We start from the raw sequence: 24,193 nt of genomic DNA on the forward strand, positions 1-24,193 counted from the left end.
CGGGATGATAATTCACGCCTTGCCAGACGACCGAGCCGCCCCATGAACACCCCTGCAGATTTCAGCCCTCAGCTTCCAGCCCTCTTGAACGGCACGAGTCCCCTGCCCCACTTGGGCGTGATCCAGGCTCAGGGCGAGGACGCGGCCAACTTCTTGCACAACCAGCTGAGCAACGATGTGCTGCTCCTGCCCGTGGGCCAATCACGCCTGGCGGCTTTTTGCTCGGCCAAAGGCCGCATGCAGGCCAGCTTCATCCTGGTCAAAACCGCGCCCGACACCGTCTTGCTGGTCTTGAGCCTGGATTTGCTGGCCCAGACCCTCAAGCGCCTGTCCATGTTTGTGCTGCGGGCCAAAGTCAAAATGAGCGACGCCACCAGCCAGTGGCAGCTGCGCGGCTTGCTGGGCGACAGCGCTCGGGCTGCAGTGGGCTCAGTAGCCCCTTGGCAGACCACAGTCACCGACGGGGCGCATGCGGTGGCCCTTTATCCGGCCGTGCTGGGCGAATCCAAAACCCCACGCGCTTTGTGGATCGCCCCGGCGGGCCATGCGCTGCCTGCAGGCCCCGAGGTCACGCCCGAAGTCTGGCAATGGTCCGAAGTGATGAGCGGCGTGACCCTGGTCAGCCAGCCTGTGTTCGAGGCTTTTGTGCCCCAAATGCTCAATTACGAGTCAGTGGGCGGCGTGAACTTCAAAAAAGGCTGCTATCCAGGGCAAGAAGTCGTGGCGCGCAGCCAGTTTCGCGGCACCCTCAAGCGTCGCACGGCACGCGTGCACAGCCCCGTGGCCTTGGAAGCCGGGCAAGACATCTTCACGCCCACCGACCCCCAACAACCCTGCGCCACCGTGGTCTTGTGTGCCGCGCGGCCTGACGGACAAGGGTTTGATGCGCTGGTGAGCGGCACGACCGACAGTCTGCAAATAGGCTGGCACACGGATCTGTCAACAGGTACGGCCATGACGCCCCTCGCGCTGCCTTACGAGTTGCTCGCGGATATCTGAAATAGCCAGCGCTGGAGAATTGACTTGAACCGTTGGAACATACCTCCATGGCTAGAAGCAGCGGTGTTGCAGAGAGACAAAGCCTGCGTCTATTGCCGCCGAGACTTTTCAGTACCGGCACTTAGCCGTGGGGAAAAGCCTTCTTGGGAACACATCATCAATGACGAAGCCATCATCACCCGCACCAATATTTCACTGTGCTGCGTTTCATGCAATGCGAGCAAAGGTGCGAAGGATTTGCGGATTTGGCTCGAGTCCAACTACTGCAAAGAGAAAGGCATCAACCGGTCGACAGTGGCCGATGTTGTGAAAACTGCATTGGCTGATATTGAAAAAGCGGCCTGAACCGCTTCGAGTCAAATCTTGCGCACCATCTCGATGTGCGCAATCCCTGCCTCCTCAAACACCGCGCCATGCGGCTTAAAGCCAGAGCGTTTGTAAAAACCTTCGGCACTGCACTGGGCATGCAGGATCACCTGCTTGTCGCCTCGGTGCTGCGCAGCCTCCATCAGGGCATGCAGCACCCGGCGGCCCAGGTCACTCCCACGCATTTGCTTTTTGACCGCCATGCGGCCGATGCGGGCCACACCGGGCGCGTGCTGGATCAGGCGGCCTGTGGCCAAACAAAAGCCCATGCGGTTCAGGGCCACGGCGTGTAAGGCGGTCTCGTCTTCGTGGTCCCACTCCAGCTCGGCGGGCACTTTTTGCTCGTGCACAAACACCTCGGTGCGCAGCGGGCTCGCCAGTTTCTGGAAGTCGTGCCACGAGCCCACATGCACCTGCACCATGTCTTCGCCGCGCTCAAAGCTTTCCAGCATGTCGCGCAGGGGCGCGGGAATGGGCTGGCTCTTTTTGGCCACCGGGTCGGCGTACACATACACCAGCTCGCTGGTGATCAGCAGTTCATCACCCCGAAAAATCGCCCCCGCAAACGTCATGGACGAGTTGCCCACCCGGTCGCAGCGCATGCACACATCGAGATAGTCGTCCATTTCAGCGCTGGCGTGGTACTCGACGCTGGCCTTTTTGACGAACAGGTCACCACCCAACTGGTGCATGGTTTCGGCGTATGGCATGGCCAACTGCCGCCAATAGTCGGTGACTGCGGTGTCAAAGTACATGAGGTAGTGGCCATTGAAGACGATCTTTTGCATGTCCACCTCGACCCAGCGCACGCGCATGCGGTGAGAAAAACGGAAATCCTGGCGTTTCATGAATCAGCTCCTTTTGTGGGATGGATACCCGCATGCGCGGGCATGACAAGATTTTTTAAGGTTGAGGCAAGTCAAGCTTTTGGTGTTTGGTCATAACCGGCTTGACCGGGTATCCCTGACTTCAAAGGCCGCCCGCAAAGCCCGGCCCGCATCGGCATGGGCTTGCAAGGCATCGGGAATGGCGCGGCCCATGGTGATGAAACCGTGGACCACGCCTTTGTAAATCTCCAGATCGACCGGCACACCCGCCATGCGCAACTTGTCCGAATACTGCACACCCTCGTCCACCAGCGGGTCGCATTCGGCCAGGCCGATCCAGGCGGGGGCCAAACCTGCGTGGTCGGGCGCGTTCATCGGTGCAAAGCGCCAGTCGTCGCGGTCGGCTTCGTCGATGTAATTGGCAAAAAACCAGTCCACCGTCTGCTTGTCGAGCATGAAGCCCTCGGCAAAGGTGTGGTGCGAAACGGTGTCCTGCCGTCCAATGCAACCGGGGTAAAACAGCAGTTGCAGGCACAAGGCCAGGCCTGCATCGCGTGCCATCAGGGCGCACACAGTGGCCAGGGTGCCGCCTGCACTGTCGCCGCCCACGGCCAATCGTGTGGTGTCCAGGCCCAGCGCCTGGCCCTGCTGGCGCAGCCAGTTCAGGGCGTCCCAGCTGTCGTGCACGGCCGTTGGAAAGCGGTGCTCGGGTGCCAGCCGGTAGTCCAGCGACACCACGGCGCAGTGGCCCAGGCGCGAGAGTTGGCGACACAGCACATCGTGGGTGGTCAGGCTGCCCACGCTGAAGCCCCCGCCATGGATGTACAGCAGCACGGGCAAGGCGAGCTGGCTGCGCAGGGCATACAGCCGGGCGGGCATGGCGTGGCCATCGCGGGCCGGGATCTGGATGTCCTCCACCCGGTCCACCTGCGGCGCGGGCTGCAGGTCGAGCATGGGTCCGCCGATGTCGTAAAACGCCCGCGCCTGCTCGGGGGTCATGATGGCCATGGGCGGGCGACCTGCGCGTTCCACCCGTTCAATCAGATGGCGTGTGGCGGCGTTCAGCAAGGCGCGGGGGTTGGTGTGGTGGCTGCTCATGGGGCGGATGAAAAAGCTGGTAAAAGACCTGGGTTCGCCCTTCGTCAGGGCACCCTCTTGCAAACAAGGGTGACAGCTCCGGGGTGGCGAAAACCCATTCCTGCATCAAAATGGTTCCTGATCGTACAACGCCCTGCTCGCCAAAATTGTCACGGGTGAGCAGGCTCAATTGATTGGAGTTATGGCATGTCTTTCATCAACTACGTCACCCAGATCCAGATCGACTTTGGCGCCGTGAAGCTGCTGCAGTCTGAGTGCGCGCGCGTGGGCATCCGCAAGCCCCTGATCGTGACCGACGCGGGCGTCAAAGCCGCAGGCGTGCTGCAAAAAGCCCTCGACGCCCTGCCCGACCTGCCTGTGGCGGTGTTTGACCAGACCCCCTCCAACCCGACCGAGGCGGCGGTTCGCGCCGCGGCGACCCTGTACAAAGCCAACGGCTGCGACGGCCTGATTGCGGTGGGCGGTGGCTCGGCCATCGACTGCGCCAAGGGCGTGGCGATTGCGGTCAGCCACGAAGGCCCGCTCAAAACCTACGCGACCATCGAAGGCGGCTCGCTCAAGATCACCGACCGCGTGGCCCCCATCATCGCCGTGCCCACCACCAGTGGCACCGGCAGCGAGGTGGCACGAGGCGCGATTTTGATCCTGGACGATGGCCGCAAAGTCGGTTTCCACAGCTGGTTCATCGTACCCAAAGCGGCCATTTGCGACCCCGAACTGACCTTTGGCCTGCCGCCCATCCTGACGGCTGCGACCGGCATGGACGCGGTGGCGCATTGCATGGAAACCTTCATGGCCGCGCCCTTCAACCCGCCTGCCGACGGCATCGCGCTCGATGGTCTGGCCCGGGGCTGGGCGCACATCGAACGCGCCACGGTCAATGGCCAGGACCGCGAAGCCCGCCTGAACATGATGAGCGCCAGCATGCAGGGCGCCATGGCTTTCCAGAAAGGCCTGGGCTGCGTGCACTCGCTCAGCCACAGCCTGGGCGGCGTCAACCCGCGCCTGCACCACGGCACTTTGAACGCCATGTTTTTGCCAGCCGTGGTGAAGTTCAACGCAGCGGCTGAAAGCGTGCAAAAAGAAAACCGCCTCAACCGCATGGCCCAGGCCATGGGTCTTCAAAGCGGCTCGGACATCCCCGACGCCATCCGCGACATGTGCGCCCGCTTGGGGCTCCCCACGGGCTTGGGTGCCATGGGCGTGACCGAAGGCCTGTTCGATGCCGTCATCACCGGGGCCTTGGCCGACCACTGCCACAAAACCAACCCGCGCATCGCCTCGGCAGACGAATACCGGGACATGTTGCTGACCAGCATGTAAGCTGCGGGAGGTCACGCCCGAGGGGATCGGGCGGTCTTTTTGTCCGCCAATTTCGCTTTGGCTCTTTCCCTCGCCTGCACCTTGACCAAATGGCCACGCAAAGCAGCATCCCAAGCGGATTTGGCCCACTGTTGGGCGTCATCTGGGACGTCGAACATTTCATCCGGTGCAGCCCAATAAGACAGCGCGACTTCTTTGCCCTTCATGGCGTAGGTGAACGGCGCCAGCCCCTTTGCCTCGAACTCGGGCCGATTAACCGCATCGGCCTTGAGGTACAGCCGCTGGTCCATCACGATGGCGAACATCAAACCCTCGTGGTAGAGGCCATGGCCGCCAAACATGCGACGGGCCGACACGGGGGCCCAATCTTCCAGCAACTCCTGCACAAAGGGGATGAAGTCACTCATGTGCGGGGCCGACGTCAGGGCGCGTCGTGGCTGGGCATCTTGGCGCCCACATGCACCTCGCCACGGGCCTCGGCCAGTTCTACCTGACGCTGGCGCTCGGCCAGTTTGGCCTTCTGTTCCGGGGTGCGCTGGTCGTGGCAATGGTCGCAGCTGACCCCTTTCACGTAGTGCGGCGACAACTTGTCCTGTGCGCTCAAGGGCCAGCGACAGGAGCGGCACAGTTCGTGGCTGCCCACGCCCAGGCCATGGCCCACGCTCACGCGCTCGTCGAACACAAAGCACTCACCTTCCCAAATGCTCTGCTCTGGCGGGATTTCTTCGAGGTACTTGAGGATGCCGCCTTCGAGGTGGTAGACCTCGTCAAAACCACGCATTTTCATGAGCGCGGTGGACTTTTCGCAGCGGATACCGCCCGTGCAGAACATCGCCACCTTGGGCTTTTTGGGCGCATCGGTTTTTAGGTGGTCCTGCGCTTCCAGCCAGGCGGGCAGCTGCACAAAATTCTTGATGTTCGGGTTGACCGCACCCTTGAAGGTGCCAATCGCCACCTCGTAGTCGTTGCGCGTGTCGATGACCACCACATCCGGGTCGGCCAGCAAGGCGTTCCAATCGGCGGGTTTGACGTACTGGCCCACCGTCTTGTTCGGGTCCAGCTCGGGCACGCGCAAGGTCACGATTTCTTTTTTGAGCTTGACCTTCATGCGGGTGAACGGCGGCTTGGGGCTCCACGACTCTTTGTGCACCAGATCGGCCAGGCGCGGATCGGCCCGCAAAAACGCCAGCACGGCGCGGATGCCTTTTTCCGGGCCGGCAATCGTGCCGTTGATGCCCTCATGCGCCAAAAGCAAGGTGCCTTTGACCTCGTTGGCCTCGCAACAAGCCTGCAAAGGCGCTTGCAGATCAGCGAAGTCGGGCAAATCGACAAATTTGTAGAGGGCGGCGGTGAGGAACGGGGTATCGGCTTGCATAGGGGTGATTATCCCAGCCCGGCGAGCTGGAAATTCGTCACGCCCGACTGGATCGGGTGTCTATGCCTTCGGTGTCCATGGATACCCGCGTTCGCGGGCATGACGCGTTTGAAACCGGAGGCCATTTCTGGAAATGCTCTCGCGCGTGTGCAACACCCCATCACAAAGTCCGAACGTCTGCCACTGCAGGCCTTGCCAGCCATTCCCCGAACTCATCGGCCATCTGCTGCGCAGCGCTGGCTGCCGCCCTCCACACTTTCACCCGCCCCGCCAGATCCCGGTCGTAGGTCATGAAGTCCTGGCGGTCGGGCAATTTACCGCCCGGCAGGGTTTTGACCCATTCTGGATTGGGGGCCAGGACGATGGTGTTGTCCAGAAACGGGGTGACCCCATGTCGCCACTTGAGGGCTTTGTCCAGCCAGCCGGGCACCACGTTTTTCTGGAAATGCGGGTAGAGCACGATGGAACGATCAGTCCCTGTTGCTGGCGCCGTCCAGTTCAAATGCAGGTGGTAATCGGTGATGCCGCCGTCCCAATACGCGCCAGCAGGGGCACCGGGGATGTCGTGCACGGCTTTCAGGGCAAACGGTATGGAGCAGCTGGCCTGCAGCGCAGGCATGAAGTTGCCTTCGGTCAGCCCCACAGCGCGGGTGCGAAAGTCTTGCGCATCAAACGGCAAAGCCGCGCCCTGCCCTGAAAACACCACCCGCTCCAGCCAACCGCCGAGCGCCCGGCGGCTCACGGCGTTGCTGAGGTAGGCCCCGGCGTAGCCCAGCGGCGTCGCCACGAGGTGCTCGCGGTGCAGCACATGCCGCCCTCGTGAGGTGACGATGTGCAAACGATAGCGCGGATGGCTCAGCGCCTCGTGGATGCGACCGCCGTAAAAGGCCTGCAGGCTCTGTCCAAAAGCCCCGCTGACCTGCTCGGCGCTCACGCGCTTTTGGCCCGGCAACGGTTCGTAGTGCTGGTGGATGTAGTCGTGCTCCAAGCGCTCAAACGCCGCCACCGAATTGTTCAGGCAAGCGGTGGCCATGCGCCAGGCACCAATCGAGGCGCCCACCAAGTCCACGGCTTGCGTGCTCTGGGACAGCCAATCGCCAAAGATGAAGCGGTCCAGAGGCCCGAGGATCAAACCCTTGGGGCCGCCAGCGGCACCCGGGATGACGCCAATGTGCTCAGGGCGCAGGCCGTGTTCGCGGATATGGGCCAAGGCTTTGGGGCCTGCGTGGATGTGGAGCGCTTGCATGGGGACCGAGTGTAGAGGGGCAGATGGACGAGGCTGAAGACACGCTGGTCTTACGCGAATGAATACCCGCATGCGCGGGCATGACATACGCCTTATTTCTTCAAACCCTGCAACTTTGCAAACGCGCTGGCCATGGCCGAACCCGACCCGGCTGCGGGGGGCGAGGTGTAACCACCGCCGCCGCGCTGGCGGTTGTCCCGCCCTGCGCCTTCAAAACGGTTGTCTCTCGGACCATCGCGTCTGGCGGGCGCGGCGTCCAGCTTCATGGTCAGGCTGATGCGTTTGCGGGCCACATCGACTTCGAGCACCTTCACTTTGACGATGTCACCCGTCTTGACCACTTCGCGGGCGTCGGTCACGAACTTGTTGGCCAGCTGGCTGACGTGAACCAGGCCGTCCTGGTGCACACCGAGGTCGACAAACGCGCCAAACTGGGCCACGTTGCTCACGGTGCCCTCCAGGATCATGCCCTCTTTCAGGTCCTTGATGTCTTCCACGCCGTCGGCCAGGCGGGCCACCTTGAAGTCGGGGCGCGGGTCGCGGCCAGGCTTTTCCAGCTCGCCCAGAATGTCCTTGATGGTGATCGCGCCAAACTGCTCGCTGGCAAACAGCTCGGGCTTGAGGGTCTTGAGCACATCGCTGCGGCCCATGATCTCTTGAATGGGCTTGCCGGTCTTGACGATGATCTGCTCGACCACCGGGTAGGTTTCGGGGTGCACGCCCGTCATGTCGAGTGGGTTGTCTCCGCCACGGATGCGCAAGAAGCCCGCGCTTTGCTCAAAGGTCTTGGCCCCCAGGCCGGTCACCTTGAGCAGATCTTGACGCGACTTGAACACGCCATTGGCATCGCGCCAGCGCACCACCGACTTGGCCACGCTGGCCGACAAACCCGACACGCGGGTGAGCAAGGGAACGCTGGCCGTGTTCAGGTCCACACCCACCGAGTTCACACAGTCTTCGACCACGGCGTCCAGCGTTTTGGCCAGCTCGCTCTGGTTCACGTCGTGCTGGTATTGGCCCACGCCAATCGCTTTGGGGTCGATCTTGACCAGCTCCGACAGCGGGTCTTGCAGGCGGCGGGCGATCGAGGCCGCGCCGCGCAGGCTCACGTCCACATCGGGCATTTCCTGGCTGGCGAATTCGCTGGCCGAATACACCGAAGCGCCCGCCTCGCTGACCACCACTTTTTGAATCTCAGGGCCCTCGCGCAGTTTGGCCAGTTGCTTGATCAGGTCCCCCGCCAGTTTGTCGGTTTCGCGGCTGGCGGTGCCGTTGCCAATCGCAATCAGGTTGACGTTGTGCTTTTCGCACAGCTTGGCCAGGGTGAACAGCGAGCCTTCCCAGTCCTTGCGCGGCTCGTGGGGGTACACCGTGGAGGTGTCGACGAGTTTGCCGGTGGCGTCCACCACGGCCACCTTCACGCCCGTGCGGATGCCTGGGTCCAGCCCCATGACCACGCGGGGTCCTGCGGGGGCGGCCAGCAGCAAATCGCGCAGGTTGTCACTGAAGACCTTGATGGCGACCTTTTCGGCCTCTTCGCGCAGGCGGGCAAACAGGTCGCGCTCCGTGGACAGGCTCAGCTTCACGCGCCAGGTCCAGGCCACGCATTTGCGGATCAGGTCGTCCGAGGGGCGGCCTGCATGGCTCCAGCCCAGGTGCATGGCGATCTTGCCTTCGGCGATGCTGGGTTTGCCCGGTTCTGGCTTGGAACTGAAACTCGCCTCCGGCTCGGGCAGCACCAGTTTGGCATCCAGCATTTCCAGCGCCCGGCCCCGAAACACGGCCAACGCCCGGTGGCTGGGCACCCGGCCAATCGGCTCGTCGTAGTCAAAGTAATCGCGGAACTTGGCCACGTCGGCGTTGTTTTCGTCCTTGCCCTCGGCCAGCTTGCTTTTGAACAGGCCCTCGTTCCACAGCCATTCGCGCAGGGCTTGCACCAGCGAAGCGTCTTCGGCCCAGCGCTCACTCAGCAAATCACGCACACCATCGAGCACGGCAGCGGTGGTGGTGAAGTCGGCCCCTTCAATCTTGCCTGCAGGCAGCACAAAGGCAGCGGCCTCGGCATGCGGGTCGAGCGAGGGGTCTGCAAACAGCTTGTCGGCCAGCGGCTCCAGCCCGGCTTCGCGGGCAATCATGCCTTTGGTGCGGCGCTTGGGCTTGAAGGGCAAATACAGATCTTCCAGCTCCTGTTTGGTGGGTGCCGCGTCGATGGCGGCCAACAAGTCGGGCGTCATCTTGCCCTGCTCGGTGATGCTCTTGATCACGGCGGCGCGGCGGTCCTCCAGCTCGCGCAAATAACCCAGGCGTGCTTCGAGTTCGCGCAGCTGGATGTCGTCCAGGCCACCGGTCACCTCTTTGCGGTAACGGGCGATGAACGGGACGGTAGCACCGCCATCAAGCAATTCCACAGCGGTCTTGACCTGGTCAGGGCGGATACGGATTTCTGCGGCCAGTTGGGCCAGGATTTTTTGCATGTCTCAGGTCACATCCAGAGGGGAAAGCGGGCAAGTTTGCCACAAGCCATCTGAGCCGCCGCCACACCACCGCTCAAACTGTCAAATCACAGTTTGAGTGTTAAATAATCTTAAAAACAAAAAATAATCCCATAATTTCACAAATTTATAGACATCAAACCATCAAAACTGTAAACTGAGGTCAAATCAACAAAACAGTCAATTGAGAGAGTGATGATGAATTTGACAAATCAACATAGCATCGGCACCGCCAAGCGGCTGGCCATGGTGGTGATGGTCTGTTTGTCCATGGTCTTTCTGACGGGTTGCCAAACCATGGGAGGCGGCGCGATCCCCAACGTTGAATACGAAAAATTCACCCCCAAACCCACGGACAAGCGGATCATGAAAGAGGTCAACCTGCGCTGGGAAGTGCGTGACGATGTGGCCCAGTACTGCGCCAAGTCGATTGGCATGGGGCGGGAACAGGCTTACATCACTCCACCTGTGGCGTGCGCGGTTTGGCACGTGCAGCGCCAGGAATGCGTGATCGTGACGGGCAGGGAAACTTCCCATGTGGCTTTGGGCCACGAAGTTCGCCACTGTTTTGAAGGCCACTTCCACAAGTAAACCCCAGCGCCCATGGCGCTGGGCTCACGGAGCCGATCAGCCTCAAATGGCGCGCAAGGCTTTTCGCAAACTTTCACCCACGTCAGGCCGCGCCGCAAACGGATCGGGCGGGTTGATGCCCTGAACAATCGCCTCCATGCGGCTTTGCACATTGCCCAGCGCCTGCGGATGGCTGTAAATGTAAAACTTCCCGCTGGCCACAGCATCAAACACCTTTTGCGCCACATCGGCGGCTGAAACCTTGCCACTACTGACAGCTTTATCACTTTGCGCCTGGCCAATCAATTGGCTGGCTGTGGGTTTTTCGGGTGGCAAATCTGCGGGCCGGTTGCGGTGGCTCTGGCTGATGCCGGTGGGCACAAAGTAAGGACACAGCACGCTGGCGCTGACCTGGTCACTGACCAGCTGCAAGTCCTGGTAGAGCGTTTCGGTCAAGGACACCACCGCGTGTTTGCTCACGTTGTAGATGCCCATGTTGGGGGGCGTGAGCAAACCGGCCATGCTGGCGGTGTTGACGATGTGACCTTGGTAAGCCGGGTCGGCCTTGGCGGCCTCAAGCATCATGGGGGTGAACAGACGCACACCATGCACCACGCCCCACAGGTTCACGCCCAGCACCCACTCCCAGTCGGCCACGGAGTTTTCCCAAACCAGGCCCCCTGCCCCGACACCCGCGTTGTTGAACACGAAGTGCGGTGCGCCAAAACGGGCCTTCACGTCAGCGGCGAGCTGCTCCATGGCCGCCACCTTCGACACATCGACCTTGCGGGCCAGCACCTGCACCCCCTGGGCAGTCATTTCGGCTTCGGCTTTGTCCAGCGCATCCTGCTGCACATCGACCAGCACCAGGTTCATGCCAAGCCTGGCGCCAATGCGGGCGCATTCCAGCCCGAAACCCGAGCCGGCACCGGTCAGGACTGCGGTTTTGCCTTTGAAATTCTCGATCATGCAAGGGCCTTTTTGAGTGTGAACCCGACGCGCGGGAAATGGACATGGACATTGCCCGCACGGTCATCGGTGCGGCGCAGGGTGTAACGGGTGCGGGTGGCGGCCACAAGCTCGCCCTCGGTGGGCTCTTGCCCGAAGTTGTCGGCCGCGATCACCACCCGTGTGCCCAGCGCGATGTCGTGCTCGTCCTGGAACACCTCGCCCGGCAAAGCTGCAGGCGTGGCACTGTGGGCCAAGCGCAAAGCCTCCTCGGCGGTGCATGGGCTGAAACTGCCGTGACCGATGACCTTCATGCGGGCCATCCACGACTTCACTTCGGGGGTGGCGTCAAAAATGCCGGCCAAGGCGGGCGTGCGCTCTTGCGTGAACCACAGCGGGTGATACGCCGCGAAGTCGGCCACACAGGGCTGGGCACCGAACAGGTAATCCTGCCCATGCAGCATATTGGCCAAACGGCGCAGGTAGCTCTTGTAAGTGCCGGTCGCGTCTGCGGCTGCCATGCGGGCCGCCCCACCCCGCATGGCGGTGCGATCGGCCACAAAGGCCTGCACCGTGTCAGCGGACGCGCCTGCAAAGACTTGCGCCACACCCGCAGGCTGGAAGTTGTAGGCCATGGCGGAGGGGAACAGGGCGCTGTCGGCCCACTGCGCCACGATGCGGGCGGCACCCTTGATGGCTTCGGGGTAGATCGTGGGTGTGGGTGCGATGTGCTCCAGCACATCGCAGATGAGGGCGGTGTCGCAATACACGTCTGCACCGAGCTGCAGCACTGGGGTTTTGCGGTAACCGCCTGTGAGCGCCGTCAGATCGGGCTTGGGCATGACCATCGGGATGAAGACGCTCTTCCAGGCCAGTTGCTTGTGACCCAGAATCAGCCGGATTTTTTCGGCAAAGGGCGAAACCGGGTAGTGGTGCAGGATCAGGTCGGACATGGCTGGGGCCTCAGATCAGTTTGACCAGCTGCTTGCCGAAGTTCTTGCCTTTGAGCAGACCGAGGAAAGCCTCGGGTGCAGCCGCCAGGCCTTGGGCCACCGATTCGCGGGGGCGCAGTTTGCCCGTGCCGACCAGGGTGCCGAGTTCTTGCAGGGCTTCGGGCCAGACTTCCATGTGCTCGCTGACGATGAAGCCTTCGATCTTCATGCGGTTGACCAAAATCAGCGCGGGGTTGGCCATGGGCAGCGGCGCACCGTCGTAGCCAGCGATCATCCCGCACACGGCGATGCGGGCAAACGCATTGGTGCGCAGCATCACGGCGTCGAGCACCATGCCACCCACGTTCTCAAAATGGCCGTCAATGCCGTTGGGGCAGGCATCGCGCAGGGCTTTGGACAGGCTCAGGTAGTCCTTGTGTTCCTTGTAGTCGATGCAGGCGTCAAAGCCCAGTTCCTTGACCACGTAGTCGCACTTGTCTTTGCCGCCTGCGATGCCCACCACGCGGCAGCCCCGGGCCTTAGCCAAAGCGCCGTAGGCGCTGCCCACCGCGCCGCTGGCCGCGCTCACCGTGACGGTCTCGCCAGCTTTGGGGGCGATGATTTTCACCAGGCCATACCAGGCGGTCACGCCGGGCATGCCCACCGCGCCCAGGTAGTGCGACAGCGGCACATGGGTGGTGTCGACCTTGCGCAGGGCGCCGACCACGTTGGCGTCGACCACGCTGTATTCCTGCCAGCCGCCCATGCCAACCACCTGGTCACCGGCTTTGAATTTGGGGTGGCGGCTGTCCACCACCTCACCCACCGTGCCTCCGATCATGACTTCACCCAGCGGCTGCGGTTGGGCGTAGCTTTTGCTCTCGTTCATGCGGCCACGCATGTAGGGGTCCAGGCTCAGGTAATGGTGGCAAACCAGCACCTGGCCGTCTTGCAGTTCGGGCAAAGGCAACTCGACCATTTTGAAATTGTTGACAGTAGCCTCGCCTTGTGGGCGGTTGTCCAGAACGATGCGGTGGTTGATGGGCATGAAGGTCTCCAGTGCGTTGGAATGGGTGAATGAATCGGAATCAGTCGGTCGAGGGTGATGGGGAATCGCGACGACTCACATATTTGAAAGTGCCCGTCGCGTGGGCGCACAACTGGCCTTGGGCATCGAACACGCTGCCCTCGGTGAACGCCATGCTGCGTGTGCGGTGCTGCAGGTGCCCCTTGCCGACCAGCGCTTGACCCGCAGGCACTTTGGCGGGGCGCATGAAGGTGGTTTTCATCTCGATGGTGACCACGCCCATCTCGGGGTCCACGCTGCGCGCGGCCGTGGCCATGATCACATCCAGAAAGGTCATGACCGCGCCGCCGTGCGTGACGTCGAAGGAGTTGAAGTGTTCGGGTCGTGGGGCAAACAACAGCTCGGACTGGCCGCCTTCGAACTTCTCCAGCGTGAAGCCCAAATGGTCAACGAACGGAATCCGGGCACCAAATGGGATGCTCATATCTTCAGGTCCGCCAAAGTTTCAACCACCGATGATGGCGCTCACGCCACCGTCGACGGCCATCCACTGGCCGGTGATGTGCTTGCCCGCGTCGGATGCATAGAGCACGACCAAGCCCTTAAGGTCTTCGTCATCACCCAGGCGGCGCAGCGGTGCGCCTTGGGCCATCTTGTCGGCGCCGAGCTTTTCCAGCAGACCATGGGTCATCTTGCTGGGGAAAAACCCCGGGCAAATCGCGTTGACGGTGATGCCGTGCTCGCCCCACTCGCCCGCCAGGGCGCGGGTGAAGTTGATCACGGCGCCCTTGGAGGTGTTGTAGGCAATCGTCTTCATCTCCGAAGGGTTGCCCGCCAAACCGGCAATCGAGGCCACGTTCAGGATGCGGCCTTTGCCGCGCGGGATGAAGCTTTGCTTGGCCACCTCTTGAGAGAGGATGAAATAACCGCGCACGTTCAGGTTCATGACCTTGTCCCAGGCTTCGACCGGATGGTCTTCTGCGGGCGCCCCCCAGGTCGCGCCCGCGTTGTTGACCAGGATGTCGATCGGGCCCATGCGCTCCATGGTCTCGGCCGCCAAGCGGCGGATGTCTTCTTCTTTGCCGCAGTCGGCCGCGATCCAGCGGGCATCAATGCCTGCGGCCTGCAGCTCAGCAGCGGCTTCTTCAAGGTCGGCCGCCTTGCGCGAGCTGAGCATGATCTTGGCCCCGGCCTCGCCCAGGGCGTGGGCCATTTGCAGGCCCAGGCCGCGCGAGCCTCCGGTGACGAGGGCGACTTGCCCCGTCAGGTCAAAAAGTTGTTGAATGGTGCGTGCCATCTTGTACTCCTGTTATTCAACGGTGTAATCCATGCAGCGGCGCTCTTTCACGACCGCCTTCATGAAGGGCTTGATGGCCACATGATCGGGGTGATTCTGGTAAGCCGCTAGCACCTGCGCGTCATCGAGCAACATGTGCAACACCAGGTCGTTGGTGCAGTCCATGCCGGGGGTGGCGGTGGCCACTTCAAAGGTGCGGATGCCGGGCACCACCTGGGCGCAAGACAGCAGCAGGGCTTTGGCCTTGCCCAGGTTGGTGGCCTTGTCGGCACCTTCGGCCTGCTCGTGCAGGTTCCACATCACGATGTGACGGATCATCAGAACGCCTCCTCGGGCAGGTCGGCACAGGTCGGGTCACGGCTTTTGACCACGTTCAGCCAGGCGCCGATCTTGGGCAGTTCGTAGCGGAAGAAATAGCGGCAAGCGGCGCGACGGCCCTGCGCGGCTGGGCTGAGGTCACTGGCTGCGCTGCAGGCCACGTCGAGCCAGATCCAGGCGATCACGGTGTGGCCAAAAGCCTGCAGATACGGCACGGCGTTGGCCAGGGCCTGCGCGGGTTCGGCACCCGCCCAGGCTTGTTGCGTGGCCTCGCCCACTTGCTTCAAGGCATCGCGCAAGGCGGCCGCTTCAGGGCCCCAAGCAGTTTCGGCTTTGGCGGCGGTGGCCAGCATGCGTTCGGCCAGCAGCTGCAGGCCCCGGCCGTTTTCCATCAGCACCTTGCGACCGAGCAGGTCCATAGCCTGGATGCCGTGCGTGCCCTCGTGGATCATGTTCAGGCGGTTGTCTCGCCAGTACTGCTCCACCGGAAAATCGCGCGTGTAACCATAGCCGCCGTGAATCTGGATGGCCAGGCAGTTGGCTTCCAGACACCATTCGCTGGGGAAACTCTTGACAATGGGCGTGAGCACTTCCAGCAGCAGCCGCGCCACATCGGCGTCCTCGGCGGTGCCTGTGTGTTGCTCGTCCACCAGTCGGGCGCAGTACAAGGCGAGCGCCAGCGCCCCTTCGCTATAGGCTTTTTGCGCCAGCAGCATGCGTTTGATGTCGGCGTGCTCGATGATGCGCACCTGGGGCTGGCTCGCATCCTTGCCCCCTGCCCCGGTGGGCCTGCCTTGTGGGCGGTTTTTGGCGTAGTCGAGGCTGGCGTAATAACCGGCCATGCCCAGCATAGTGGCGGCCATGCCCACGCCGATGCGGGCCTCGTTCATCATGTGGAACATGCAGCGCAGGCCTTCGCCGGGCTTGCCAACCAAGTAGCCCACGGCCCCGGCTTCACCACGCACCGGGTATTTGCCCTCGCCAAAGTTCAGCAGCGTGTTGGTCGTGCCGCGCCAGCCACATTTGTGGTTCAGGCCTGCCAGCGCCACATCGTTGCGCTCGCCCGTCAGTTGCCCGTTCGTGTCCACCAGCTTCTTGGGTACGATGAACAGCGAGATGCCTTTCACGCCGGGCACCAGTTGCCCATTGGCGTCGGGGATCTTGGCCAGTACGAGGTGGATGATGTTCTCGGAGAGTTCGTGCTCGCCCGAGGAGATCCACATCTTGTTGCCCTTGAGGCGGTAACGTGGGCCCAAAGCATCGGCCTCAAAACCCTCGCCATCGGGTGTGGCGCGGGTCATCACGTCACTCAGCGACGAGCCCGCTTGCGGCTCACTCAGGCACATGGTGCCGGAAAAGCGACCCGAAAATTCGTTCGCGGCAAACACCTTTTTTTGCACATCGGTACCGTGCACCATGAGCAAATTGGCGTTGCCGCTGGTCAGCATGCCCGAGCCAATGCTGACCGAGGCCATGGCAAAAAAGGCGTTGGCCGCCGCTTCTACGGTGTAAGGCAGCTGCATGCCCCCGATCTCGTAGTCCTGCGCGGCGCTCAGCATGCCCGATTCGGCATAGGCCTTGTAGGCCTCGTGCGTGGCTTGGGGCAGGATGACTTTTTCACCGTCAAAGTGCGGTTCTTGCGTGTCCACCAGGCGGTTGAACGGGGCGTATTTTTCCCTCGCAATGCGCTCGCAGGTGTCGAGCACCGCGTCAAAGGTTTCCCGGCTGTGGTCAGCGAAACGCTCACGGGACTGCAGGTTCTCGACCTTCAGCCAGTGGTGCAGCAAAAAATCAACGGTGGGGCGAAGGCTCATCGAATCGTTCTTTCATGGCAATGTCCTGTGGGAGCGAGCCCCTGCTCGCGAAGCATTCGGCCGCAGGGGCAGCTTCCCACAGAAAAAAGGGGCAGAAGACATGATGCCCTCTGCCCCTGAGTGGATCAGCCATCCACGCGACAGTTCATCACAGCACTTCGAAGATGCCGCAAGCGCCCATGCCGCCACCGATGCACATGGTCACAGCCACGCGCTTGGCACCACGGCGCTTGCCTTCGATCAGGGCGTGGCCGGTCAGGCGCTGGCCTGACACACCGTAGGGGTGACCCACGGCAATCGCGCCTCCATTGACGTTCAGGCGGTCGGCTGGAATGCCCAGCTTGTCGCGGCAGTACAGCACCTGCACAGCAAAGGCTTCGTTCAGTTCCCACAAGTCGATGTCGTTCACCGTGAGCCCCAGACGTGCCAAGGCTTTGGGTACGGCATATACCGGGCCAATGCCCATCTCGTCGGGCTCGCAACCGGCCACCGCAAAGCCGAGGAATCGGCCCATCGGCTTCAAGCCACGTTGTTCGGCCAGCTTTTCGTCCATGAGCACGCAAGCGCCTGCACCGTCTGAGAACTGGCTGGCGTTACCGGCCGACACCAGGCCGCCAGGCAAAGCAGAGCGCAGGCCGCTGATGGCTTCCACCGTGGTGCCTTCGCGCAGGCCTTCGTCCACGCTCACGGTCACTTGCTTGGTGGTCATGCCCATGACCTTGTCGATCACGCCTTGTGTGACGGTGATGGGGGCGATTTCGTCATTGAACAAACCAGCGGCTTGCGCAGCACAAGCCTTCTGCTGGCTGGCAGCACCGTACTCGTCCATGCGGTCACGGCCGATCTTGTAGCGCTTGGCCACTTGCTCGGCGGTTTGCAGCATGTTCCAGTAAATCTCGGGCTTTTGTTTGGCCAGCGCCAGGTCTTGCAGCATGTGGGTGTTCATCTCTTGCTGCACGCAGGAGATGCTCTCCACGCCGCCGGCCACATACACCTGACCCTCGCCCGCGATGATGCGCTGAGCGGCCAAGGCAATGGTTTGCAGGCCCGAGGAGCAAAAACGGTTGACGGTCATGCCCGAGACCGAAATGGGCAAACCGGCCTTGAGCGCGATCTGGCGGGCGATGTTGGCGCCCGTGGCCCCTTCGGGCGTGGCGCACCCCATGATCACATCTTCGACCTCGGCGGCGTCAATGCCAGCGCGGGCCACGGCGTGTTGAACCGCATGGCCGCCCAAGGTGGCGCCGTGGGTCATGTTGAAAGCGCCCTTCCAGCTCTTGGCCAGAGGGGTGCGGGCGGTGGATACGATGACAGCATTCGTCATGATGGTCCTTTCATGTGGGGGACAGAGCTAAAGATCTGTCCCGCCAAAAATTTAAAAAATCAGTTGAATGTCTTGCCTTCGGCCACCAAACGGGCCAACAGGGGCGCGGGTTGCCAGAACTGGGCGTCGTCGTGCGGGTTCTTGGCGAAGCGTTTCATGGCTTCGGCCACGTTGAACAAGCCGATGGTGTCGGCGTAGATCATGGGGCCGCCGCGCCACAGCGGGAAGCCGTAGCCGGTCAGGTACACCATGTCGATGTCGCTGGCCTTGCTGGCGATGCCTTCTTCCAGAATGTGGGCAGCTTCGTTGACCAGCGAGAACACCAGGCGCTGCACAATTTCTTCGTCGGAAATCTTGCGTGGCGTGATGCCCAAAGCGGCGCGGTGCTTTTCGATCATCTCGACCACCACAGGGCTGGGAATCGCATCGCGCTTGCCGGCCTGGTAGTCGTACCAGCCTGCGCCGGTCTTTTGACCATAGCGGCCCATCTCGCACAGCAGGTCAGCGGTTTTGCTGTACTTGAGGTGCGGCTTTTCCACATAACGGCGCTTGCGGATCGCCCAGCCGATGTCGTTGCCCGCCAAGTCACCCATGCGGAAGGGGCCCATGGCAAAGCCGAATTTCTCGATGGCCTTGTCGACTTGCGCCGGGGTGCAGCCTTCTTCGATCAGGAAACCAGCCTGGCGGCTGTACTGCTCGATCATGCGGTTGCCGATGAAACCATCGCACACGCCCGAGACCACCGAGGTTTTCTTGATCTTCTTGCCAATCGCCATCACAGTGGCCAGCACGTCCTTACCGGTTTTTTCGCCACGCACCACTTCGAGCAGTTTCATGACGTTGGCGGGGCTGAAGAAGTGCATGCCGACCACGTCTTGAGGGCGCTTGGTGAAGCTGGCGATCTTGTTCACATCGAGTGTGGAGGTGTTGGAGGCCAGGATCGCGCCGGGCTTCATCACTTCGTCGAGTTTCTTGAAGACGGCTTCCTTCACGCCCATTTCTTCGAACACGGCTTCGATCACCAGATCGGCCTGGCCGATGTCGTCGTAGCTCAACGTGGTGCTCAAAAGCGCCATGCGCTCGTCGTATTTTTCTTGTTTGAGCTTGCCTTTTTTGACCTGGGCTTCGTAGTTCTTGCGGATGGTGGCAATGCCGCGGTCCAGCGCGTCCTGCTTCATCTCCAGGATCTTGACCGGGATGCCCGCGTTCAGGAAGTTCATCGAGATGCCGCCACCCATGGTGCCGGCACCAATGACGGCGACGCTCTTGATCTCGCGCTTGGGCGTGTCTTCGGGCACGTCGGGGATCTTGCTGGCAGCGCGGTCGGCCATGAAGATGTGGCGCAGTGCGCGGCACTCGGGCGTCATCATCAGGTTCATGAAGATTTCGCGCTCGAAGACCATGCCGTCTTCAAACTTCTTCTTGGTGGCCGCTTCGACCGCGTCCACGCACTTGGCGGGTGCGGGCAGGTTTTTGGCCATGCCCTTGACCATGTTGCGGGCGAACTGGAAGTAAGCATCGCCTTGCGGGTGCTTGCAAGGCAGGTTTTTCACCAGTGGCAATGGCGAACCGTCGGCATGCGCTGCGGCCACTTTGCGGGCCAACGCCAGGGCTTCTTCAGGCAGGCTTTCAGCCGACTTCGCCATGGCATCAAACAGTTTTTGGCCTGGCAGCATGGCCAGCATCTCGCTCTTGATGGCTTCGCCACTGACGATCATGTTGAGCGCAGGCTCGACACCGATCACGCGGGGCAGGCGCTGCGTGCCACCGGCACCGGGAATCAGGCCCAGCTTGACTTCGGGCAGCGCAATGCTGGCGCCCGGCGCGGCAATGCGGTAGTGGCAGCCGAGCGCCAGTTCCAGACCGCCGCCCATGGCGACCGAGTGGATGGCCGCCACCACGGGCTTGGCAGAATTCTCGCAAGCGCGGATGACGCTGAGCAAATTAGGTTCCTGGATCGCCTTGGGCGAGCCAAATTCACGGATGTCTGCACCGCCCGAAAAGGCTTTGCCCGCGCCTGTGATGACGATGGCCTTGACCGATGCGTCGTTGTTGGCTTTTTCCAGACCATCAGTGATGCCAATGCGGGTGGACAGGCCCAAACCGTTGACGGGCGGGTTCATCAACGTGATGACCGCGACATCACCGTGGACTTTGTATTCAGCTGTCATGCTGGACTTCCTTTGCGTGAAAAGTTAAAAAAGAACGACCGTTCGTTTTTATGCATTGTAGACATAAAAAACGGCCCGATTACAAAAATTTTGTCGCCACAGAGACGTGGGCCAAACCCATCAAACCTCCAGCCACTCCTTGCGGATGTAGCTGTTGGCGCGCAGCTCATCGGGTGTGCCCTGGAACACGATGGCACCGTGGCCCATGACCAAAGCCCGGTCCGAAATGCTCATGGCAATGGTCAGCTTTTGTTCGATCAGCAAGACCGAGACACCCCGTGATTTCAGGCTTTGCAGGTATTGCCCCACCAATTCCACGATTTTGGGGGCCAGGCCCTCGGTCGGCTCGTCGATGATGATGAGGTCCGGATCGCCCATCAAGGTACGGCACAGCGTGAGCATTTGCTGTTCGCCACCGGACAGGACCCCGGCCTCGGTGTGCTCGCGCTCTTTGAGGCGCGGGAACATGGCGTACATGTCGTCAAACGACCAGCGACCGTTGTGGCCGCTGCGCTTTTGGCCCAGTTGCAGGTTCTGGTGCACCGTCAACTTGGGGAAGATGTCGCGGTTTTCTGGCACATAACCGATCCCCAAGTGAGCGATCTCATAGGCTTTTTTGCCCTGGATCGACTGGCCTTTCCAGTCAATGCGGCCCTGGCACTCGACCAAGCCCATGATGGCCTTGGCCGTGGTGGAGCGGCCCGAGCCGTTGCGCCCGAGGAGCGCCACAATTTCGCCCTGCCCGACCTCGAAGCCCACACCATGCAGCACATGGCTCTTGCCGTAATAGGCGTGAAGGTTGTCTATCTGCAGCATCAATGGCCTCCTGCCTGACTGTCCGCCACCGGAGAGCCCAAATAGGCTTCCTGCACCTTGGCATTGGCCCGCACCGCGTCGGGGGTGTCGAAGGCGATGACTTCGCCGTACACCACCACCGCGATTTTGTCGGCCAGCCCGAACACCACGCCCATGTCGTGCTCCACCGTGAGCAGGGTTTTGCCCACCGTGACCTCCTTGATGAGCTGGATGAAACGCGAGGTTTCGCTTTTGCTCATGCCGGCTGTGGGTTCGTCCAGCAAAATGACATCGGAGCCGCCCGCAATGGTCACGCCAATTTCCAGCGCGCGCTGCTCGGCATAGGTCAAGTTGACGGCCAGCACATCGCGCTTTTTATCCAGGTGGATCATCTCGAGCAATTCGTTCGTGCGATCGTTCGCGTCTTTCAGCCCCGAAAGGAACTTGAAGAAGGTGTACTTGTAGCCCAGGCTCCAGAGCACGGCGCAGCGCAGATTTTCAAACACGCTCAGCTTGGGGAAGATGTTGGTGATCTGAAAGCTGCGCGACAGCCCCATCCGGTTGATCTCGTAAGGCGTTTTGTGCTGAATGGCTTGGCCGTTGAGCAAAATATCGCCGCTGGTCGGGCCAAAGCGGCCGCTGATCAGGTTGAACAGCGTGGACTTGCCCGCGCCGTTGGGGCCGATCACCGCCACCCGTTCACCGGCCTGCACAGCCAGGTTCACGCCCCGGATGATTTCGGTCTTGCCGAAGTTCTTTCGGACGTCTTTGAGTTCAAGAGCGTAGGCACTCATACTGCGGTCTCCCGGCGCTTGATTTCTTTTTCAATGTCGGTCTGGATCTCGCCCCAGTCGCGGGCAAACTGCCGACGCGCGAGCTCGAACAAACCCAGTCCCGTGAGCATGACAAAAGCCGAGCCGAACCAGCTGTCCAGGCTCTTGGCGTTCAACGTAGCCCCCATGAACTTGACGGTGTCACCCAAAGCCGAATTGAGCTGCAGGTGGTAGACCATCTCGATCATGGCCCCGGCCCCCGCGAGCATGACGATGGCGGTGAGGCCCAGGCCCAGGTAGCTGGTCCAGATCTGACGCAGCTTGCCGAATTTGGCCACCCGCAGGTTCATCATGATCAGGCTGGCGATGCCACCCGGGGCATACATGACCATGAACAGGAAAACCAGTCCCAGGTACAGCAACCAGGCCTTGGTAAGCTCCGACAGCAGCACAAAGGCGATGATCATCAAAATCGCGCCAATGATGGGGCCAAAGAAGAAGGTGGCACCCCCCAAGAAGGTGAACAGCAAATAAGCGCCCGAGCGCCCTGCTCCCACCACTTCGGCCGTGACGATCTCGAAGTTGAGGGCGCCCAAACCGCCCGCGATGCCGGCAAAAAAGCCCGCGATGATGAAAGCGATGTAGCGCACGCGCTGGGTGTTGTAGCCGATGAACTCGACCCGTTCGGGGTTGTCACGCACCGCATTCAGGATGCGGCCCAGCGGCGTTTGAGTGAAGGCGTACATGAGCGCCACACACACAAAGGTGTAGACCGCAATCAGGTAATACACCTGAATTTGCGGACCGTAGGTGATGCCAAAGAAGGCTTCACCCGCCACACGGTTGCCCGACACGCCCGCCTCGCCCCCGAAAAACTCCGAGAACATGAGCGACATGGCAAACACCAGCTCGGCCACGCCCAGGGTGATCATGGCAAATGGCGTGCCCGACTTGCGGGTGGTGACCCAGCCGAGCAAAATGGCAAAGCCCATGCCCGCCACACCGCCCACAATGGGCAGCAGGCTGACGGGGATGTTGAGCTTGCCGCCACTGACCGCGTTCAGCGCATGAATGGCCATGTAGGAGCCCAGCCCGGTGTAGACAGCATGGCCAAAACTCAGCATGCCGCCCTGCCCCAACAGGATGTTGTAGGACAGGCAGGCAATGATGGCGATGCCCATTTGCGCCAACATGGTCACCGACAGGTTGCTGGTGAAAACCAAGGGGGCCAGGACCAGTACCAAGGCAAACAGGCTCCAGATGACCCAGCGGGCAACGTTGTAGGGTTTGAATTTGTAAACAGCAGCCATGTCTTAACCCTCGCGTGTGCCCAAAAGACCCTTGGGCCGGAAGATCAGGATCAGCACCAAAAACAGATAAGGCAAGATGGGCGCGACCTGTGACAGCGTGAGCTTGGCAAAAGAGTTTTCCTGCGTGGCGGCCGACAAGGCCCAGCCCATGTCTTTGGCCAAGGTCAGGAAGGAGTAGTCAATGGCCACGGCAAAGGTCTGGATCACACCGATCAGCAAGGAAGCCAGGAAGGCCCCCGACAGCGAGCCCATGCCGCCCACCACCACGACCACGAAGATGACCGAGCCCACGGTCGCTGCCATGGCGGGCTCCGTCACGAAAGTGCTGCCGCCGATCACGCCTGCCAAACCGGCCAGGCCTGTGCCCGCACCAAACACCAGCATGAACACACGCGGCACATTGTGGCCCAAGGACTCCACCATTTCGGGATGGGTCAAGGCCGCCTGAATCACCAGACCAATGCGGGTGCGGGTGAGCAACAACCACAAGGACACCAGCATCAGCAAAGCCACCAGCATCATGAAGCCCCGGGTTGCGGGAAATGGCGAGCAAACCACACGCACTGCGGCGTCTGCGGCGCTGCACATCTCGGCAGGAGCGGCACCCCAGACCAGGCTCAGGCCGTTGACCGAATGGTTGATCAGGGTGAAGGCCGAGCTGCGCAAAATTTCGGGCGGCGGAAACTCCACCGCCGTGCGGCCCCAGACCAGTTGCACCAGCTCGAGCACCACATAAGACAGGCCAAACGTGACCAGCAATTCGGGCACATGGCCAAAGGGGTGAACCTTGCGCAAGGTGACGCGCTCGAACACCGCACCGCAGGCACCCACCAACAGGGGGGCCACGATCAGGGCGGGCCAGAAACCGATCCAGCCCGACAGGGTGTAGCCGAAATAGGCCCCGATCATGTAAAAGCTGGCGTGCGCGAAATTGAGCACGCCCATCATGCTGAAAATCAGCGTCAGCCCGGAGCTGAGCATGAAGAGCAACAGCCCGTAACTGAGGCCATTGAGCATGGAGATGATGAAAAACTCCATAAGAAACTTTCCAGGCCTTTTTTGGCCTAACTGCGTTACCGAAAGTGGTTTTAAAAACTCAAAACCGAACCACACACCAAGAGCTTGAAGCCCATAAAAAAGCCCGACGAACCTGACGTTGATCGGGCCTGGACCCTATCGGCTCGCGCA

General features: G+C 61.5%; 23 protein-coding genes. 4 read left to right on the forward strand and 19 right to left on the reverse strand.

Translation table 11 applies throughout. From position 1 onward, the window contains the following. Window positions 1-42 precede the first annotated feature (42 nt). Both B9Z34_RS01520 and B9Z34_RS01525 read left to right on the forward strand, forming a co-directional pair. A complete protein-coding gene (locus B9Z34_RS01520; RefSeq protein ID WP_108426320.1) occupies window positions 43-999 on the forward strand; it encodes a folate-binding protein YgfZ in 957 nt (318 codons plus the stop codon). A 24-nt stretch (window positions 1,000-1,023) separates the two neighbouring features. Then, on the forward strand, window positions 1,024-1,344 hold the full coding sequence (locus B9Z34_RS01525; protein WP_108426321.1) for an HNH endonuclease: 321 nt from the start codon (window positions 1,024-1,026) through the stop codon (window positions 1,342-1,344). Window positions 1,345-1,355: 11 nt separating this feature from the next. Here the strand turns inward: B9Z34_RS01525 and B9Z34_RS01530 are convergent, their stop codons facing one another. Continuing rightward, the gene (locus B9Z34_RS01530; RefSeq protein ID WP_108426322.1) at window positions 1,356-2,213 is read right to left on the reverse strand and encodes a YbgC/FadM family acyl-CoA thioesterase; all 858 of its coding nucleotides are present in this window, start codon (window positions 2,211-2,213) and stop codon (window positions 1,356-1,358) included. 90 nt (window positions 2,214-2,303) lie between these two features. Then, window positions 2,304-3,290, reverse strand: a complete 987-nt coding sequence (locus tag B9Z34_RS01535; RefSeq protein WP_108426850.1) for an alpha/beta hydrolase — start codon at window positions 3,288-3,290, stop codon at window positions 2,304-2,306. 186 nt (window positions 3,291-3,476) lie between these two features. On the opposite strand from B9Z34_RS01535, the gene B9Z34_RS01540 reads away from it, so the two are divergent. Next, entirely contained in the window at window positions 3,477-4,613 is a 1,137-nt protein-coding gene (locus B9Z34_RS01540; protein WP_108426323.1) for an iron-containing alcohol dehydrogenase, read from the forward strand. 11 nt (window positions 4,614-4,624) lie between these two features. On the opposite strand, the gene B9Z34_RS01545 is transcribed toward B9Z34_RS01540, so the two are convergent. From B9Z34_RS01545 to B9Z34_RS01560, 4 genes are all read right to left on the reverse strand, one after another. Beyond that, window positions 4,625-5,020, reverse strand: a complete 396-nt coding sequence (locus tag B9Z34_RS01545; protein ID WP_108426325.1) for a TfoX/Sxy family protein — start codon at window positions 5,018-5,020, stop codon at window positions 4,625-4,627. 14 nt (window positions 5,021-5,034) lie between these two features. Further along, window positions 5,035-5,988: a rhodanese-related sulfurtransferase gene (locus tag B9Z34_RS01550; RefSeq protein WP_108426327.1), complete on the reverse strand. Its 954-nt coding sequence runs from the start codon at window positions 5,986-5,988 to the stop codon at window positions 5,035-5,037. Window positions 5,989-6,148: 160 nt separating this feature from the next. Then, a complete protein-coding gene (locus tag B9Z34_RS01555) occupies window positions 6,149-7,234 on the reverse strand; it encodes a phospholipase (protein WP_108426329.1) in 1,086 nt (361 codons plus the stop codon). A 92-nt stretch (window positions 7,235-7,326) separates the two neighbouring features. Continuing rightward, window positions 7,327-9,708: a Tex family protein gene (locus B9Z34_RS01560; protein WP_108426330.1), complete on the reverse strand. Its 2,382-nt coding sequence runs from the start codon at window positions 9,706-9,708 to the stop codon at window positions 7,327-7,329. Window positions 9,709-9,924: 216 nt separating this feature from the next. On the opposite strand from B9Z34_RS01560, the gene B9Z34_RS01565 reads away from it, so the two are divergent. Next, entirely contained in the window at window positions 9,925-10,317 is a 393-nt protein-coding gene (locus tag B9Z34_RS01565; protein WP_233249367.1) for a hypothetical protein, read from the forward strand. Window positions 10,318-10,359: 42 nt separating this feature from the next. On the opposite strand, the gene B9Z34_RS01570 is transcribed toward B9Z34_RS01565, so the two are convergent. The 13 genes from B9Z34_RS01570 to B9Z34_RS01630 form a co-directional block, all read right to left on the reverse strand. Next, on the reverse strand, window positions 10,360-11,265 hold the full coding sequence (locus B9Z34_RS01570) for an SDR family oxidoreductase (RefSeq protein ID WP_108426332.1): 906 nt from the start codon (window positions 11,263-11,265) through the stop codon (window positions 10,360-10,362). Next, on the reverse strand, window positions 11,262-12,197 hold the full coding sequence (locus tag B9Z34_RS01575; RefSeq protein ID WP_108426334.1) for a glutathione S-transferase family protein: 936 nt from the start codon (window positions 12,195-12,197) through the stop codon (window positions 11,262-11,264). Before B9Z34_RS01575 ends, B9Z34_RS01570 begins: the two co-directional genes overlap by 4 nt. Before the next feature lie 10 nt (window positions 12,198-12,207). Continuing rightward, a complete protein-coding gene (locus B9Z34_RS01580; RefSeq protein ID WP_108426336.1) occupies window positions 12,208-13,224 on the reverse strand; it encodes an NADP-dependent oxidoreductase in 1,017 nt (338 codons plus the stop codon). A 40-nt stretch (window positions 13,225-13,264) separates the two neighbouring features. Beyond that, window positions 13,265-13,687, reverse strand: coding sequence for a PaaI family thioesterase (locus tag B9Z34_RS01585; protein ID WP_108426338.1), 423 nt, complete (start codon window positions 13,685-13,687; stop codon window positions 13,265-13,267). Window positions 13,688-13,708: 21 nt separating this feature from the next. Then, complete coding sequence (locus B9Z34_RS01590; protein ID WP_108426340.1) at window positions 13,709-14,500, reverse strand: SDR family oxidoreductase; 792 nt, start codon at window positions 14,498-14,500, stop codon at window positions 13,709-13,711. A gap of 12 nt (window positions 14,501-14,512) precedes the next feature. Continuing rightward, complete coding sequence (locus B9Z34_RS01595; protein ID WP_108426342.1) at window positions 14,513-14,818, reverse strand: Dabb family protein; 306 nt, start codon at window positions 14,816-14,818, stop codon at window positions 14,513-14,515. Next, complete coding sequence (locus tag B9Z34_RS01600) at window positions 14,818-16,632, reverse strand: acyl-CoA dehydrogenase (protein ID WP_108426344.1); 1,815 nt, start codon at window positions 16,630-16,632, stop codon at window positions 14,818-14,820. The genes B9Z34_RS01595 and B9Z34_RS01600 overlap by 1 nt, the downstream gene beginning before the upstream one ends. A 148-nt stretch (window positions 16,633-16,780) precedes the next feature. After that, window positions 16,781-17,956, reverse strand: coding sequence for an acetyl-CoA C-acyltransferase (locus B9Z34_RS01605; protein ID WP_108426346.1), 1,176 nt, complete (start codon window positions 17,954-17,956; stop codon window positions 16,781-16,783). Between the two features lie 59 nt (window positions 17,957-18,015). Next, a complete protein-coding gene (locus B9Z34_RS01610; protein ID WP_108426348.1) occupies window positions 18,016-20,127 on the reverse strand; it encodes a 3-hydroxyacyl-CoA dehydrogenase NAD-binding domain-containing protein in 2,112 nt (703 codons plus the stop codon). A 120-nt stretch (window positions 20,128-20,247) separates the two neighbouring features. Further along, a complete protein-coding gene (locus tag B9Z34_RS01615) occupies window positions 20,248-20,943 on the reverse strand; it encodes an ABC transporter ATP-binding protein (RefSeq protein WP_108426852.1) in 696 nt (231 codons plus the stop codon). Next, complete coding sequence (locus B9Z34_RS01620; protein ID WP_108426350.1) at window positions 20,943-21,716, reverse strand: ABC transporter ATP-binding protein; 774 nt, start codon at window positions 21,714-21,716, stop codon at window positions 20,943-20,945. The genes B9Z34_RS01615 and B9Z34_RS01620 overlap by 1 nt, the downstream gene beginning before the upstream one ends. Beyond that, on the reverse strand, window positions 21,713-23,005 hold the full coding sequence (locus tag B9Z34_RS01625) for a branched-chain amino acid ABC transporter permease (protein WP_108426352.1): 1,293 nt from the start codon (window positions 23,003-23,005) through the stop codon (window positions 21,713-21,715). The genes B9Z34_RS01620 and B9Z34_RS01625 overlap by 4 nt, the downstream gene beginning before the upstream one ends. A gap of 3 nt (window positions 23,006-23,008) precedes the next feature. After that, window positions 23,009-24,043, reverse strand: a complete 1,035-nt coding sequence (locus B9Z34_RS01630) for a branched-chain amino acid ABC transporter permease (protein ID WP_108426354.1) — start codon at window positions 24,041-24,043, stop codon at window positions 23,009-23,011. Window positions 24,044-24,193 lie beyond the last annotated feature (150 nt).

Origin of the sequence: Limnohabitans sp. Hippo3 (genome assembly GCF_003063665.1) — a bacterium.
In the GTDB taxonomy this organism is placed as follows: domain Bacteria; phylum Pseudomonadota; class Gammaproteobacteria; order Burkholderiales; family Burkholderiaceae_C; genus Limnohabitans_A.

What these genes read in the sequence shown, in the direction of transcription:
- B9Z34_RS01520 (WP_108426320.1), top strand. Translation starts at nt 43, where the DNA reads ATGAACACCCCTGCAGATTTCAGCCCTCAGCTTCCAGCCCTCTTGAAC.
- B9Z34_RS01530 (WP_108426322.1), bottom strand. Translation starts at nt 2,213, where the DNA reads ATGAAACGCCAGGATTTCCGTTTTTCTCACCGCATGCGCGTGCGCTGG.
- B9Z34_RS01535 (WP_108426850.1), bottom strand. Translation starts at nt 3,290, where the DNA reads ATGAGCAGCCACCACACCAACCCCCGCGCCTTGCTGAACGCCGCCACA.
- B9Z34_RS01540 (WP_108426323.1), top strand. Translation starts at nt 3,477, where the DNA reads ATGTCTTTCATCAACTACGTCACCCAGATCCAGATCGACTTTGGCGCC.
- B9Z34_RS01545 (WP_108426325.1), bottom strand. Translation starts at nt 5,020, where the DNA reads ATGAGTGACTTCATCCCCTTTGTGCAGGAGTTGCTGGAAGATTGGGCC.
- B9Z34_RS01550 (WP_108426327.1), bottom strand. Translation starts at nt 5,988, where the DNA reads ATGCAAGCCGATACCCCGTTCCTCACCGCCGCCCTCTACAAATTTGTC.
- B9Z34_RS01555 (WP_108426329.1), bottom strand. Translation starts at nt 7,234, where the DNA reads ATGCAAGCGCTCCACATCCACGCAGGCCCCAAAGCCTTGGCCCATATC.
- B9Z34_RS01560 (WP_108426330.1), bottom strand. Translation starts at nt 9,708, where the DNA reads ATGCAAAAAATCCTGGCCCAACTGGCCGCAGAAATCCGTATCCGCCCT.
- B9Z34_RS01565 (WP_233249367.1), top strand. Translation starts at nt 9,925, where the DNA reads ATGAATTTGACAAATCAACATAGCATCGGCACCGCCAAGCGGCTGGCC.
- B9Z34_RS01570 (WP_108426332.1), bottom strand. Translation starts at nt 11,265, where the DNA reads ATGATCGAGAATTTCAAAGGCAAAACCGCAGTCCTGACCGGTGCCGGC.
- B9Z34_RS01575 (WP_108426334.1), bottom strand. Translation starts at nt 12,197, where the DNA reads ATGTCCGACCTGATCCTGCACCACTACCCGGTTTCGCCCTTTGCCGAA.
- B9Z34_RS01580 (WP_108426336.1), bottom strand. Translation starts at nt 13,224, where the DNA reads ATGCCCATCAACCACCGCATCGTTCTGGACAACCGCCCACAAGGCGAG.
- B9Z34_RS01585 (WP_108426338.1), bottom strand. Translation starts at nt 13,687, where the DNA reads ATGAGCATCCCATTTGGTGCCCGGATTCCGTTCGTTGACCATTTGGGC.
- B9Z34_RS01590 (WP_108426340.1), bottom strand. Translation starts at nt 14,500, where the DNA reads ATGGCACGCACCATTCAACAACTTTTTGACCTGACGGGGCAAGTCGCC.
- B9Z34_RS01595 (WP_108426342.1), bottom strand. Translation starts at nt 14,818, where the DNA reads ATGATCCGTCACATCGTGATGTGGAACCTGCACGAGCAGGCCGAAGGT.
- B9Z34_RS01600 (WP_108426344.1), bottom strand. Translation starts at nt 16,632, where the DNA reads ATGAGCCTTCGCCCCACCGTTGATTTTTTGCTGCACCACTGGCTGAAG.
- B9Z34_RS01605 (WP_108426346.1), bottom strand. Translation starts at nt 17,956, where the DNA reads ATGACGAATGCTGTCATCGTATCCACCGCCCGCACCCCTCTGGCCAAG.
- B9Z34_RS01610 (WP_108426348.1), bottom strand. Translation starts at nt 20,127, where the DNA reads ATGACAGCTGAATACAAAGTCCACGGTGATGTCGCGGTCATCACGTTG.
- B9Z34_RS01615 (WP_108426852.1), bottom strand. Translation starts at nt 20,943, where the DNA reads ATGCTGCAGATAGACAACCTTCACGCCTATTACGGCAAGAGCCATGTG.
- B9Z34_RS01620 (WP_108426350.1), bottom strand. Translation starts at nt 21,716, where the DNA reads ATGAGTGCCTACGCTCTTGAACTCAAAGACGTCCGAAAGAACTTCGGC.
- B9Z34_RS01625 (WP_108426352.1), bottom strand. Translation starts at nt 23,005, where the DNA reads ATGGCTGCTGTTTACAAATTCAAACCCTACAACGTTGCCCGCTGGGTC.
- B9Z34_RS01630 (WP_108426354.1), bottom strand. Translation starts at nt 24,043, where the DNA reads ATGGAGTTTTTCATCATCTCCATGCTCAATGGCCTCAGTTACGGGCTG.